Genomic DNA, 14,391 nt, shown 5'->3' with positions numbered 1-14,391 from the left:
ATGGAGTCGATAAAAGATAAAAAAATACTTGTGGTTGATGACCACAAGGAATTATTAAAAATGGTAGATGAAATCTTAAGAAAAGAGGGTTTTAGTAGAATATTTTTAGCATCAAGTTATGAAGAAGCTGTTAGGATGTTTAGAAATGTGAAGCCAGATTGTGCAATTTTAGATATTGTCTTACCAGATGGAGATGGTTTTTCTATTATGAGAAAAATTAGAGAAACATCTAAGATACCAGTTATTTTTCTTTCTGCAAGAGGGGAAGATGAGGATAGATTGATTGGTTTAGGCTTAGGGGCTGATGATTATATAGTAAAGCCATTTTTACCAAAGGAACTTACTTTAAGACTTGTAGGTATATTAAATCGCGTATATGTGCATATAGAAGAAGAAGAGTTGCCAGTATTTAAACTTGGAGATTCAGTTGTTGTAAATTTAAATAGTGCATGTGTTGAGAAAGATGGACAAGAGATTTCTTTAACAGCTAAAGAACATTCATTACTTTTAAAGCTGTATGAAAATAAAGGTAGAATTGTTACTAGTGACTCACTGTGTCAAGCCATTTGGGGAGATGATATGTATGGATATGAAAATACCCTTATGGTTCATGTTAGAAGGGTTAGGGAAAAAATAGAAAAAACTCCGTCTTCTCCTAAACATCTTCTTACAGTAAGAGGTCTTGGATATAAATTGATGATTAATTAAGATATTAGAATAGAAGAAATCAAGAGGAGTGATTTAATTTTGGATAGTGTAAAGTATATATTGAGGCGATTTATAGGTTCAAGTATCTTGATTTCATTGCTTTTTATTGTATTAAATATAGTAGGCTTTCTCCTGTTTTCATATACAATATTTGTTTCTAAATATTCTGGGGATTTAGATACAAATGATAGTAGGGAAATAAAATCAAATTTAATTATGCTTGAGGATAATTTAATTTTAAAAGATGGAAAATTTATTCTAGATGATTCTAGTAAGGAAATACTACAGAAGAATAAAATCTGGGCAATGCTAATAGATAGTAATGGAGATAGAGTATGGGGATTTGATTTGCCAAAAGAAATTCCAAATCACTATACTTTGACAGATGTAGCTAAGTTTTCAAGGTTCTTTTTAAAGGATTACCCTGTGTATGTATGGGAGCATCCAAATGGAACATTAGTAATAGGGTATCCAAAGGACATGTATACTAAATTCAACCTTACTTATACGATTAAAGAAATAAACCAGTTTCCTATTTTAATAATTGGTATGCTTATAGTCAATGCAATGGTTACTTTTTTAATAGCTTTATTTATAGGATTAAAAATGGTTAAATCTATAAAGCCAATTATTACTGGTATGAAGCTTATGTCAAAGGGTGAGCCAGTTATTCTCCAAGAAAAAGGAGTACTTAGTGATATTTCAAAATCTATTAATACTGTATCAAAAGAATTACAAATGAAAAATGAAAAGCTTAAAAAGAGAGATGAAGCTAGGTCTAACTGGATTGCAGGAATATCTCATGATATAAGAACACCACTTTCAATGATAATTGGATATGCTGGAGAGCTTGAAGAAAGTAGTAGTCTTTCTCAGAGGGAGCAAGAGCAAGCAACTAGTATCTGTAATCAAGGAATTAAGATTAGAGAATTGGTAAATGACCTAAATTTAGTGTCTAAACTTGAATATAATATGCAAGCATTGAATTGTAATAAGATTAGAGTTTCTGTGTTTTTGAGAAAACTTGTTTCTGAGTTTATAAATAGTAATTTAGATAATAATTTTTATATCGAACTTGATATATTGAACGAAGATATTACTATAGATGCAGATGAAAAATTATTAAAAAGAGCCATTAATAATTTAATACAAAATAGTATAACTCATAATGAACAAGGATGTAATATAAAGGTGATTTCTAAATCTGATTTAGATTTTTGTTATATAAGTGTTGAAGATAATGGGAAAGGCATGAGTAAAGAAAAAATTAATAATTTACTAAAGACTCAAAATGGTTTGAGTGAGGCATATGCTAAAGGTCAAAATCATGGTCTAGGTCTTTTGATAGTAGCAGGTATTATTAACGCACATAAGGGTAAGTTAGATATTATGAGTATTGATTGTCAGGGATTAAAAACAATATTAAAATTACCACTGATTAAGTAATATTTTATAAAATAATAACAGATAAGAATGAAGAATAAAAATATTTTGGAAATAATTTTATTCTTTATTGACAAAGAAGCTCTATTAGAGTAGAATAATGATAAATTCTTTTCTTGTCAAGTTTTATTAAATAAAGGGTAATTTGTGCTTTATGTGCTTATAGCTGGGTTACTCAAGGTATCAAAATTTTCATAGAAATAATATTTTGGAATTATTGTAAGGTTATTAAATTCTTTAGATAATTCCATTTTTTTCATATTTTTTAATTAATATTTAATTTTATTATTGACAAAAAAATTCTACTAAAATAGAATTATTATATAACGTTTTTTAATTTTAAGAAAAATATAATGATATGCTAAAAAATATTTTGATTATAGTAGGTTATATGTAATTATAATAACTTTTATGTAATTATGAAAGGTTTATTTTATTATAATTATTTATTTAGAACAAGAGAAATGTTTTTAATTGACGTTTTTTGCTTTCAAAAGTTCTACTAAAGTAGAGCTTTTTATGATATATTTTAAGATATTACATATATATTTAAATATATATGTTGAAATGTATATGTAATTTATAATATAGTTAATAAAAAAATTTAAACTGTGTAGGATACAAATAAAAAATATTATAAAATAGCAAAATATAATTATATAGAATTTTTTAATTAAATAAAGCTAAAATTATAGTCTTAAGATTACAATTAACGTTATTTTTAAGAAGTCTGAAATTAAGAAGTTAAACTTTAAGGAAACAAGATTTAAGGAAATACAAATACTTAAAATTAAAGAATTTAAAAGAAAGGAGAGCTACTGGGCAAGTATCCAAAATAGATAGCTGAGCACAAAATATTTCATAAAATTAAGCAATATAATACGAGAGAATTTTGACATTATATATATATATATTTACTGTGTACAAATAGCTAAATTTAGGATTAAGATTGAAAAATATCTTATAAATCTAAGCTTATATGAATCCGTATAAGATGTATTTAATCGAAAAATTTTATTATGGATATTGCTTGTCTATATTCTGGGTAGCAAGGTTTTATCATGACTATAAAAAAGTTGCCACAATCAGAATTAAGGATAATGAAATTTATATGGAAAGCAGATTCTAAAGTAACATCGAAAGATATTGTTTTAGGAATGGAGCAAAAATATCAATGGAAACAAACGACAACTTTGACTCTTTTATCTAGATTGGTAGTAAAAGGATTTCTAAATTCTCAAAAGATAGATAAATATACACATTATGAAGTTTTAATTAAAGAAAAAGAATATGTAAGTGTTGAAACAAAAGATTTCTTTAGAAATATTCATGATTCTTCTATTAAGAGTTTGTTGTTATCATTACATGAAAATATTAATTTGAGTAAAGAGGAGATATTATTTATTGAAGAGTGGATAAAAAATCTAAAAAAGAACGAAGAAAATGTATAAAGTAGCTTATTTTTATATATTATTAATCTAAATCATATGTAGGTGTATCTGTGCAATATATTAATCTACTTAAGTAATATAGCTATCAATTATAAGTGGATTATAATTTAAATCAAAGTCAGGTTAAATGTAAACATAAATTAACAATGGATATTCTATTTAATTAAATTTAAAAAGCTACCTTTACTTATCAATTATATAAGTATGATTAAGGTAGCTTTTTAAATATAAACTGTGAGATTTAAAGAGAATTTTAAATGCAAACTGTAAAGACTTAAAGAGAGTTTTAAAATACAAACTATGAATCTCTAAAATGGATAAAAACGTATATTTTATAAATATGACATAGAGTTTTCATATTTAAACTGATAAAATAAAAAATATTGAAAAAGTAAAGGATTAATAAAAATATTTATAAAATAGAAATAAAGGATTAATAAAAAATTAGGAGGAAAATTTATGAAATATCAGGTTTCGTTATTAGCAGTAAATGATGTTGAAGTATCAAAAAAGTTTTACCAAGAATTATTTGAGCAAGAAATTGAGTTAGATTTAGGCAAAAATGTAACTTTTAGTGGAGGATTTGCTATACAAGAAGATTTTGCATGGCTTACAGGGATTAATCCAGATACAATTATACAAAAATCAAATAATATGGAACTTTACTTTGAAGTTGATGATTTTGATGAATTTATTGAAAAACTCAATTCTTATAAAGATGTTGAGTTTGTTCATAAGCCACTAAAATATGAATGGCAACAAAGGGTAGTGCGTATTTACGACCCAGATAAGCATATTATTGAGATAGGAGAGTCTATGGAAGTTATAGCTAGAAGATATTTAGCTGAAGGATATTCTGTAGAAGAAACTTCTAAAATAATTCAACATCCAATTGAATTTGTAAAGCAGTGTAAAAATAGTAAGGAATGATTGTTTTAATTAGAACTATTGAGTGAGAGTTTATTATAGAAAAATTGATTCAAGATAATATATCGGACTAGTATTTGACAGATGTTATAAATTAAATTAAAATAAAGAAAATATTAATAAAGGAAAAATAAAGATAACATTAAAATACATTAATAAAATTTAATATTCATAATATTTCAAAATTGAAGTAGAAATATTTAAATGTATAAAGTTTGTTATCGGGAAATTACTATATTAATATGTAGTAATAAGATATTGTTATAGAGGAGTGGTTATTATTAAAGCAGTTGAACTTTATAAAAAATTAGATTTGGAATTTGATATTAAAAATATTAATGATGATTGGAGTTTTATGAATTTTGAAAATGATTTTATTACTTCAGAATTTAAAACAAAGTACATAGGATTAGTATTAGATAATGCTCAAAATATTAATAAAGTATATACAACTACTTTTCCTGATAAAGAGATAATTAAGCAGGTTATAGACAAAGATGAAAAAGATGTTTTGATTTTTTCACATCATGCAATGGGGTATATAGCATCAGATGAAGGTTTCCCATTTCACGACATACCACTATCTTATATGGAAGAGATGAAAAATCGCAGAATCTCTTTTTATGTATTACATTCCCCGTTGGACAACTATAGTGATTATTCAACTTCTGTTAGTTTTGCAAAGGCTCTAGGTCTAGAAATAGTCGAACCATTTTGCAAATATGATGATAAAATTAAGGTAGGGGTTATCTGTAAGACATCATTACAATCCATAGAAGAAGTTAAAGAATTAGTTAAAAAAACTGTTGGTCATGATGTCAAATTGTATGATTATGGAGATTCTATGTTAAAAGATGGATTAGTTGCTATTGCGGCAGGAGGAGGAAGTTATCCATTTGTAGCAAGTGAAGTTGCTGAACTTGGCATAAATTTGTATATTACTGGATTTACTAAACCTTTAAAACATTTTGAACCAGTATTAGAGTTCCATCAAATAGCAAAAGATAATTTAATTAATGTTATAGGTGCTACTCATTATTCTACAGAAAAATTTGCATGTATGGCTATGGTCAATTATTTTAAAAATCTAGGTCTAGAATCAGAATTTTTACAAGGAAAGTATTACTTAGAAGATTTATAGAATATATTAAACAATAAAAATAAGCAGTTAGTAAAAATTTGTTTTGACTAACTGTTTATTTTTTTGCCTATTTATACAATTATTTGAAAACTCTATCTCTATTCCTTTACCTCTAAAAATAAAATTTCAATTATTGATTAGAAGCTTTATTTTTCGATATTTTTTTAGAATATTATTTAAGATTGATTAGAATTTATAAATGTTTATTCTAAATTATCATAAATGTTTATTTTAAAAAAATAGAATTATTATATTTATGAGAATAAATGGTATAATAAAAGGTAAAGTGTCAAATATGCACTAAATTAAATAAGTTAATTAGTATATAGATTAAAGTGGAAGTAATGAAAACTTATTAAGTATCAAAAACAACTGCTTATTAGAGTAACCATCTAAAAAGATATAGAAAGAATGATTACTTATTAAAGTGACTATCACAGAATGGATAAGATTACTCATTAAAAGTGACTGTTAAAGAATGAATAAAAAGGTGATTGCTCATTATAAGAGTCATCTAAAAAATAGAAAATCAGACATATGAAAATTTAATAAATAATAATTGATAGGGAAAGGAAAGATAGAATGATATTTACAAAAAGCAATAAATACGATAAGGAATTTCTCATGAAAAATATGATGGGACCTAATTGTATAAAGATATTAGAAGAATTAACAAGTAAGATAAAATTAGAAAAAGGGATGCGTATTTTAGATTTAGGCTGTGGTAAAGGTATATCCTCTATATTTCTAGCAAATGAATTTGATGCTACTGTATTTGCAACAGATTTATGGATAGAACCAACTGAAAACTATAAAAGATTTAAAGAGTTTAAATTGGATGATAGAATATTTCCTATACAGGCAGAGGCACATGAATTACCTTATGCAGAAGGCTTCTTTGATGCAGTTATAAGTGTTGATTCTTACCATTATTTTGGAAACAAAGAAGGATTTTTAGATAACCATATATCACCTCTTGTAAAAGAGGGAGGAATTCTTGCTATGGCAATGCCCGGATTAAAACAAGATTTTGTGGATTGTATACCAGATGAACTTATTCCATTTTGGCAAGACAATATGAACTTTCATTCAACTAAATGGTGGAATGAACTTTGGTCAGAATCTGAGTCTGTAACTGTAGAGAGATGTGAAGCTTTAAATTGTCATGATGAAGCTTGGAAAGATTGGTTAAACTGCGATAATTCATATGCTAAAAATGACAAAAAAATGATGGAAGTAGAGAATGGTAAGTACTTTAATACAATTTCTTTGGTAGCGAGGGTTAAATAAAAGTATAGGATAAATAAGAGCAGAAGTTAAATGAAAATATAAGATAAATAAGATAAAAGGGTGAATGAAAAAATAAGTTGAATTAAAATATGAAATGAACTAAAAAATAAGTTAAATAAAAAAATAAGTTGAATGAAAAATTTATATACAAAATGATTTTTTAGATTGTTTATGCCCAATTGGACTGTTTAGCTCAATTGGGTGTTTTTAAGATAAATTCAACTGTTTCTTCAAAAGGAAATGCCTCATCCATAGCTAGATATTTCCTTTCTTTTGCTATTTTATCAAAAGTCTGCCAATACGAATAAATATACTTTTCTTCTGGCTTTATAAATTTTATCCCTTCCATCTACTTGATATGTCTCCTTTTTTAAGTATAGTGATATTTCTACTTTCTACATCTAAACATTGCAACATCACATTGGTACATGAATACTTCAATTCTTCTTCAAGGATAGAACTTTCTATGCTTTGAGATAAATCAGGAATATCTTTTGAGCTTCCATTTTTAATATCGGCTCCATAGTATTCAAAACTTAGATGCTGTTTGGAGAACATGCTTTTTTACTCATAACTTCACCTCCCTATTAAATTAGACAATCTATTAAGTGATTTGTGAAATAAAATTTTTATTTTTAGTATATTATTTATATATAAATTATATTTTTATGATAACATTTTCTTTACAAAATTTTAGATATATGTTAATATTTAAAAAAATGCATATGTATTCATAAAAAGAACTTGAAACAGGGAAAAAGAGATAAAAATAGAAAACGTATGCATTGAGAAAAGAAAGTTAAATTATAACTTAAATAAATCTGGGAGGGCATAATTATGGGAAAATATCAAGATTCAAAAAAAATTGTAAGGAATTACTTTGAAGCGTTAGAAAATGCTAATGGAGATGAAGTTAAAAATGTTTTAAAACAATACATGAAATCGGATTATAATTGGAAAGGTGTATATCCATTTCGTGAACAAGAGGGAATTGAAAATGTATCAGATGTATTTTGGAAGCCTTTAAAAAATTCATTGAGTAATATGCAAAGACGACAAGATATTTTCATTGCAGGAACAAATGAGCTTGACAATAGTGAATGGGTAATGAGTATGGGACATTTTATGGGACTTTTTGATAATGATTGGCTTGGTATTAAGCATACCCGTAAAATGATTAGTTTAAGATATGCAGAATTTAACTGTGTCCAAGATGGCAAAATTTCTAAAACTGGATTATTTGTAGATATAATCGGATTTATGATTCAAGCAGGAGTTAATCCATTGCCACCACAAACAGGTTCATATTTTGTATATCCAGGACCAATTGACCATAATGGATTACTTTTTGAAGATGCAGATGAAGTTGAAGGAGTAAAAACTTTAGCATTAGTAAATAAAATGGTAGATGATTTATCTGAATTAAATGAAAGTGGTGCTATGGGATGCCCACCAGAAATACTTGAAAAATCTTGGGCTAAAGATATGATTTGGTATGGTCCAGGTGGAATTGGTGCTTCTTATACTATACCTAGATATCAAGAACAACACCAGCTACCATTTAGAAATAATTTAAAAGGAAAGACTTTCAATGGTCATATATGTAGATTTGCAGAAGGTAATTTTGCTTGTTTCTTTGGATGGCCTAACTTGACTAATGTACCATGTGGAGGTTTTTTAGGATTACCAGGTGGAGAGGTTAAAGCAGATATGCAGGTTGTTGATGTTTATTATCGTAAGGGAGATAAACTTCAAGAAAATTGGGTGTTAATTGATATTCCTTATTGGTTGAAACAACAAGGTCTTGATATTCTTGAGAGAACAAAAAGTATTTTTAATGCTTAAATATGCATACGTATGCTAAAAAGGGAGAAAAAATATAAAATGAAGTCTATCAGTAAAAATCATATAACGGAAAAAGATGAAGTAAAAAAAGATTCTATGAGCAAATTTGAATCAAGTAATGTTGAAGAAAATGAATCTAAAATAAATAAAACTAATTTTAGTGATATAAATGAAAGTAACATAAATGGAAGTGAGATAAATAAAATTAATAAGAACAAAATAAACATAGATAAAGCTAATACAGATAAAATAGATACCAATAAATTCAATACAAATATTATTACTGCAAAAAATAATGAAGTTATGCTTAAGGGGGAAAATAATATGTCATCTACAAAAATTTATTATGGAGATTCACTCGAAGTAACACCTGTTGGAGTAATGGATTACAATGATTTTTCAATACAGACAAAAAGGGAGCAAGAGATACCTGGATTTGATTCTAAGTATAGAGATTTTGTAGATTATATTATGAAAATCACACACAATATCTGGGAAGAAAAAGGTATCGGTGTTATTTATGACACATATCACAATAATGTTACAATGCATTGTGGTTCCTCAAATTTAGTTGGTATTAAAGATGTTATTTCCAACACTCTTCAAACATTGCATGCTTTTCCTGATAGAAGGTTAATTGGTCAAAATGTAATATGGTCTAACTTTGGTGCTGATGGTTTTTTATCTTCTCATCGTGTTTTATCTACAGCAACTAACTTAGGTGATAGTAATTTTGGACCAGCAACAGGTCGTAAAATAAACTTTAGAACTGTAATTGATTGTGCTACAACAAACAATAGAATTCATGAAGAGTGGTTAGTTAGAGATAATTTATGGATTGTAACTCAATTAGGATTAAATCCTCAGGAAGTAGCAAAGAATATGGCAAAGGCAAGTGAATCCAAGATTCTTAGCTTACAATCAACTTATGGTATCTGTGAATCTATGGATGGTCAATTTATGCCAACTAAGTATCAAGCAAAAGACGATTCTGTTGGCGAAATGATGCTTGAGATGACAAGCCATATTTATAATTATAAATATATAAATGAAGTTAAAAAATACTATCATGATAATGCAGTAGTACATTTTATATGTGATAAAGATTTAAATGGTTATGATGAGATTCAAGGCATGATTGTAAGCTTACTTGCGTCAATTCCAAATGGAAGTTATGAAGTAGAAAGAGTAACTTGTAATCAAAGAGAAAAAAATGAAGGTTATGATGTATCTGTAAGATGGAGATTACGTGGAATAAATGAAGGTATAGGATTTTTTGGACAGCCTTCTGGAAAGCATATAGAGGTAATGGGAATCAATCACTATCACATACTACAAGGTAAAGTAAAAGAAGAGTGGATAACTTTTGATGGTATGGATGTCTTAAAACAAATGTATATGGGAGTAGAAGAATAAGGATGTTTAGAGTATAAATAGTTTTGAAATTTATATAAGTAAGTATTACTTTGTAAAATTTAAGTAGGGAATGTATATGAAAAATAGAAGTTTAAACTTTTAGAAAAATTATGGCTAATATTTAAAAGGGGGAATTATAAAAATATGAAAACAACAGTTGAAATAGAAAATGATATCATATTAGGAAAAGACTATTCAAACCTAAAAAGAGGAATTGCATTTTTTTCAATTGCTTTAATATACTTTTTTTATTGCTACAATTTTATGGTAGGTACTTTTATTAAACCAACAATGATTTATGCTTTAGCAGAGGGCGGATTTGGATTTTCATTAAAACAAACAGAAGAAATATTTGCAGTTATGTCTTTTGGTACAATTCCAGGTACGTTTATTTTTGGGGTAATTTCTACAAAAATTGGAAAAAAGAGGACTTTAATTAGTGTTGCTTTACTGATTGGATTGACAACATTTATACCAATGCTGTCTCCTACAAATATTATGTTATGGAAAATAGCACGTTTGTGTACAGGAGTAGTGTTAGGGGGCGTGTTTGGAACAGCAATGCCTTTAGTTGCAGATATGTTTCCAAGTAAATATCGTGGTAAGCTAGCTGCTATATTAACTGCTTTATTTTCATTAGCCATGATTTTTGGTGGGAAAGTATATGGGGTTTTAGGTGATGCAAATTGGCAAATACTGATGTATACTGCGATTATACCACCTATAGTTGGAGCTATCTTAGCAATTTTCTTTGTTCCAGATGATTTGGAGTATACAAAGGAGTTAGTTAAAAAGGGAAAAGAAACTGGTGAAAAAATTAGCTATATAAGTATGTATAAAGGAAAATACTTATGGATTGGGTTGGGCACAATTCTTTTATCAGGTGCAAATTTTACAGCATATTCAGCATTTTCAAATAATGCAACTACATACCTAGTAACAGGAATAGGAATGTCAGCATCAGTAGCTGGTTCTATATATAGTTTACAAGGAATTGGTCAATTAGTAGGATATTTATTCTGGGGTTCAATAGCAGATAAATTTGGAAGAAAAATACCTTTTATAGGTATGGTATTAGCAGGAGTATTTGTTTTTATATATACAAAATTAGGTGGAGATAATACAACAACATTCTACATGATAGCAATATTACTAGGTGTTGCTGTCGGATATTCTGGAGCATGGGGAGCATACTATACAGAATTATTCCCAAGTAAATATCGCTCATTGTCCTCTGGTATGTCATTTAATGGAGGAAGGATTATATCTACATTTGCAATACCTGCTATAGCTGGTACGGCTTCTGGTACTTTAGGTATGATAACTATCTTTTATATATCAATAGCGGTCTTTGTAGCAGGTGCTATTGTATGGTTATTCTTACCAGAAACTTTAAATAATAAGGAATAAAATACTAGGAATTTATTTTATTACCTAGAAAGGGGTGGCTTATGATTTCATCAATTGATGTATGTATTATAATAGGATATTTGCTGTTAATGTTAGTTATTGGCTATTATTCAGGAAAAGATAATAAAAATCAAGAAGATTATTTCTTAGCAGGTAGGTCAATGCCATGGATTCCAATTGCTTTATCAGTTGCAGCTACTATGATTAGTGCAAATGGCTTTATAGGAGGTCCTGGATGGGCATATGTAGATGGAATGTATCCAGTAATGGTTAATATTGCAGTTCCTTTAGCAATATTTTTTGCACTGAGCATTACCACCCCAGTTATTTATAGATTAAAAATAACATCTGTATATGAATATATGGGACTTCGTTTAGGAAATTATTCAAGGGGATTAACTATTATTCAATTTTTTATTAATTCATTGATTCAAGCTAGTTCTATGGTATATATTCCAGTGCTTATTATTCAAATGATTACTGGATGGTCACTTTATGCTTTAGTTCCAATCGTTGTCCTTGTATCAATTATATATACTCTATTAGGTGGGATTAAAGCAGTTATATGGACTGATAGTATTCAAATGATAGTAGTAATAAGTGCTGTATTTATAGTGATTATTGTAGCCTTAAAAGGAATGAATCTAAGTTTCTTTGATACATTACAAATTGCACAACAGAGTGGAAAATTAAATACATTTGATTTCAGTAGGGATGTTTCAGTTACAAATGCTTTTTGGGCTACTTTAATTGGTGGAACTGTAATGTGGATAAGATACTTCTGCTTTGACCAATCTCAGGTACAAAGAGTCTTAACGTCTAAATCTTTAAAATGTGCAAAAAATTCTTTTGTAGTTAGTGCATTTGTTATGAATTTAGTTTACTACTTTATGTTATTAGTAGGAGTAATTTTATTTGTTTTTTATGAAGGTCGAACATTTGAAACTTCAAATGAAATAATGATTACTTTTATTTTAAATGAACTTCCAGTAGGAGCAATTGGAATTATTATTGCAGGTGTGTTTGCAGCAGCGATGTCTAGTATTGACTCTATATTAAACAGTATGACAACTGTTTTTACGAAAGACATTTATGAGTTTTATTTCAAAAAAGATAACGAAGAATCCTCATTAAAAGTTACAATGATTATAACTGTAGTTATAGGGGTTGTTATGACAGGTTTTATTATTATGGGATTTGGAGGAAGTATCAAATCAATTCTTGACCTTGTTGGTAACTATATTTCATACTTTGCTGGACCAGCTACAGGTGTATTTATACTAGCTATGTTTACATACAAAGCTAATGACAAAGGGGTATCTATTGGTTTTATTGTAGGATTAGCTTTAGGATTTTTTATTTCTAATAAATATAATGTGAGTTGGTTGTGGAATCCAGCAATAGGTGCTACAATAACATTGATATTTGGATATATTTTTAGTGTTATTTTAAAGAACAATCATAATGTAGATGATATTAAAAAATACACTGTATTTGGTATGAGAAATCACCTTATTTCTCAAGGAATAGATAGAGTAGATGGAGTATCTATATTGCCGTTTTCTTTAGGTAAACAAGAATTAATTGTATTAGCTTTTTTTATTATCCAATATATTATATTATTTTTGATACAATTTTAAGAAGAAATACTAGATGTTTAAGGAGAAATACTAGATGTTTAAGGAGAAATACTAAATGAATCAAAAGAAAGTTCATTATAATAAATCAGCTACCTCAAAAGATGTTGCAAGATTGGCAGGAGTATCCCAATCATCTGTTTCAAGAGCATTTGGTAGTGCAAATGGAAAGGGTGTAAAACCTGAGGTAAGAGAAAAAATTTTTCGTGTAGCAAATGAAATCGGATATGTTCCCAATTTAGTTGCACGGGGAATGATTAGTGGAAAAACTAATGTTATAGGATTGATAGTTGGTGATAGTCTAGGTCCATTTTATAACAGAATCATCAATTTATTTGTAGAAAAAATTCAAGAGATAGGTAAACAGTGTCTTGTTTTTAAAGTTCCTAGACAAGAAAGCATAGATAGTATAATTTCAAAAGTAATCCAGTTTCAAGTAGAAGCTGTGATTATTACAGCTTCAGCCATGAATAAGGTGATGGCTGAGACCTGTGAAGAAAATAATATTCCTGTGATTCTTTTTAATCGTTTTATACCTGGTATAAAAATAAGTACAGTATATGTAGACCCAATTGAAGGTGGGGGCATGGCTGCTGAATATCTGCTTAAGAAAGGTCACAAGAATATAGGATATATCCAATTTACAAGAGAAACAAGTGAAGAAATGGAAAAGAAAATTGGATTTTATTCTAAATTAAGACAAAGTGGGATTCATAATCTTAAAGAAGAATCTGCAAACTATGATTATGATTCTGGATATGAAGCAGGTAAGAGAATGTTAGCATTATCAAGTCCTCCAACAGCAATTTTTTGCACAAGTGACTTGATAGCTATTGGTGTAATGGATGCTGCAAGATTTGAGTATAAGTTGAGGATACCAGAAGATTTATCAGTGATAGGATATGATGATATTCAAATGGCTTCATGGAAAAGTTATAATTTAACAACGATTAGACAGCCACTAGATTTGCTGATTGAAAAAACAATTAATATACTTAAATCTTTATTAAATGAAGAAAATCCAGAGTCAGTAGTTGAAATGTTAAAACCAGAATTGATTGAAAGAGGTTCTACGGTTTAAGTGATTGATATTTAAGGATATGTTAAGAATGGTTTTTATAAA

Annotated in this window: 13 protein-coding genes; 11 read left to right on the top strand and 2 right to left on the bottom strand. The window is 27.9% G+C overall.

From position 1 onward, the window contains the following. From KGF42_RS00820 to KGF42_RS00795, 6 genes are all read left to right on the top strand, one after another. Complete coding sequence (locus KGF42_RS00820) at nt 1-708, top strand: response regulator transcription factor (RefSeq protein WP_227820776.1); 708 nt, start codon at nt 1-3, stop codon at nt 706-708. Nucleotides 709-747: 39 nt separating this feature from the next. Beyond that, nucleotides 748-2,154 (top strand): sensor histidine kinase, encoded by a 1,407-nt coding sequence (locus KGF42_RS00815; protein ID WP_227820775.1) that lies wholly within the window; start codon nt 748-750, stop codon nt 2,152-2,154. 1,058 nt (nt 2,155-3,212) lie between these two features. Continuing rightward, a complete protein-coding gene (locus KGF42_RS00810) occupies nt 3,213-3,602 on the top strand; it encodes a BlaI/MecI/CopY family transcriptional regulator (protein ID WP_227820774.1) in 390 nt (129 codons plus the stop codon). Nucleotides 3,603-4,061: 459 nt separating this feature from the next. Then, nucleotides 4,062-4,532 (top strand): VOC family protein, encoded by a 471-nt coding sequence (locus tag KGF42_RS00805; protein ID WP_054272603.1) that lies wholly within the window; start codon nt 4,062-4,064, stop codon nt 4,530-4,532. 268 nt (nt 4,533-4,800) lie between these two features. Then, nucleotides 4,801-5,670: a Nif3-like dinuclear metal center hexameric protein gene (locus KGF42_RS00800; protein ID WP_054272604.1), complete on the top strand. Its 870-nt coding sequence runs from the start codon at nt 4,801-4,803 to the stop codon at nt 5,668-5,670. 582 nt (nt 5,671-6,252) lie between these two features. Beyond that, nucleotides 6,253-6,960, top strand: a complete 708-nt coding sequence (locus KGF42_RS00795) for a methyltransferase domain-containing protein (RefSeq protein WP_227820773.1) — start codon at nt 6,253-6,255, stop codon at nt 6,958-6,960. 193 nt (nt 6,961-7,153) lie between these two features. Here KGF42_RS00795 and KGF42_RS00790 read toward each other — a convergent pair whose 3' ends face one another. Beyond that, on the bottom strand, nt 7,154-7,309 hold the full coding sequence (locus KGF42_RS00790) for a hypothetical protein (RefSeq protein ID WP_227820772.1): 156 nt from the start codon (nt 7,307-7,309) through the stop codon (nt 7,154-7,156). Further along, a complete protein-coding gene (locus KGF42_RS00785) occupies nt 7,297-7,518 on the bottom strand; it encodes a hypothetical protein (RefSeq protein ID WP_413926975.1) in 222 nt (73 codons plus the stop codon). Before KGF42_RS00785 ends, KGF42_RS00790 begins: the two co-directional genes overlap by 13 nt. A 279-nt stretch (nt 7,519-7,797) precedes the next feature. Here KGF42_RS00785 and KGF42_RS00780 point away from each other — a divergent pair, with 279 nt between their 5' ends. From KGF42_RS00780 to KGF42_RS00760, 5 genes are all read left to right on the top strand, one after another. Next, nucleotides 7,798-8,805, top strand: coding sequence for a nuclear transport factor 2 family protein (locus tag KGF42_RS00780; protein WP_227825528.1), 1,008 nt, complete (start codon nt 7,798-7,800; stop codon nt 8,803-8,805). A gap of 39 nt (nt 8,806-8,844) precedes the next feature. Next, entirely contained in the window at nt 8,845-10,221 is a 1,377-nt protein-coding gene (locus KGF42_RS00775) for an ester cyclase (protein ID WP_227825527.1), read from the top strand. Between the two features lie 144 nt (nt 10,222-10,365). After that, complete coding sequence (locus KGF42_RS00770; protein ID WP_227825526.1) at nt 10,366-11,631, top strand: MFS transporter; 1,266 nt, start codon at nt 10,366-10,368, stop codon at nt 11,629-11,631. A gap of 41 nt (nt 11,632-11,672) precedes the next feature. Continuing rightward, nucleotides 11,673-13,271 (top strand): sodium:solute symporter, encoded by a 1,599-nt coding sequence (locus tag KGF42_RS00765; RefSeq protein ID WP_227820768.1) that lies wholly within the window; start codon nt 11,673-11,675, stop codon nt 13,269-13,271. Between the two features lie 55 nt (nt 13,272-13,326). Then, complete coding sequence (locus tag KGF42_RS00760) at nt 13,327-14,349, top strand: LacI family DNA-binding transcriptional regulator (protein WP_227820767.1); 1,023 nt, start codon at nt 13,327-13,329, stop codon at nt 14,347-14,349. The last annotated feature ends 42 nt before the right edge of the window (nt 14,350-14,391 follow it).

This window comes from Clostridioides sp. ZZV15-6383 (assembly GCF_020657735.1).
Lineage (GTDB): Bacteria > Bacillota > Clostridia > Peptostreptococcales > Peptostreptococcaceae > Clostridioides > Clostridioides difficile_D.
Note: the sequence above shows the minus strand (reverse complement) of the source record. Positions and strands in the feature narration are given on the sequence as shown.

Bases quoted from the DNA above. Each gene is read 5' to 3' on its own strand.
- KGF42_RS00770 (WP_227825526.1), top strand. From the start codon at position 10,366: ATGAAAACAACAGTTGAAATAGAAAATGATATCATATTAGGAAAAGAC.
- KGF42_RS00765 (WP_227820768.1), top strand. From the start codon at position 11,673: ATGATTTCATCAATTGATGTATGTATTATAATAGGATATTTGCTGTTA.
- KGF42_RS00795 (WP_227820773.1), top strand. From the start codon at position 6,253: ATGATATTTACAAAAAGCAATAAATACGATAAGGAATTTCTCATGAAA.
- KGF42_RS00785 (WP_413926975.1), bottom strand. From the start codon at position 7,518: ATGTTCTCCAAACAGCATCTAAGTTTTGAATACTATGGAGCCGATATT.
- KGF42_RS00810 (WP_227820774.1), top strand. From the start codon at position 3,213: ATGACTATAAAAAAGTTGCCACAATCAGAATTAAGGATAATGAAATTT.
- KGF42_RS00805 (WP_054272603.1), top strand. From the start codon at position 4,062: ATGAAATATCAGGTTTCGTTATTAGCAGTAAATGATGTTGAAGTATCA.
- KGF42_RS00760 (WP_227820767.1), top strand. From the start codon at position 13,327: ATGAATCAAAAGAAAGTTCATTATAATAAATCAGCTACCTCAAAAGAT.
- KGF42_RS00780 (WP_227825528.1), top strand. From the start codon at position 7,798: ATGGGAAAATATCAAGATTCAAAAAAAATTGTAAGGAATTACTTTGAA.
- KGF42_RS00775 (WP_227825527.1), top strand. From the start codon at position 8,845: ATGAAGTCTATCAGTAAAAATCATATAACGGAAAAAGATGAAGTAAAA.
- KGF42_RS00820 (WP_227820776.1), top strand. From the start codon at position 1: ATGGAGTCGATAAAAGATAAAAAAATACTTGTGGTTGATGACCACAAG.
- KGF42_RS00790 (WP_227820772.1), bottom strand. From the start codon at position 7,309: ATGGAAGGGATAAAATTTATAAAGCCAGAAGAAAAGTATATTTATTCG.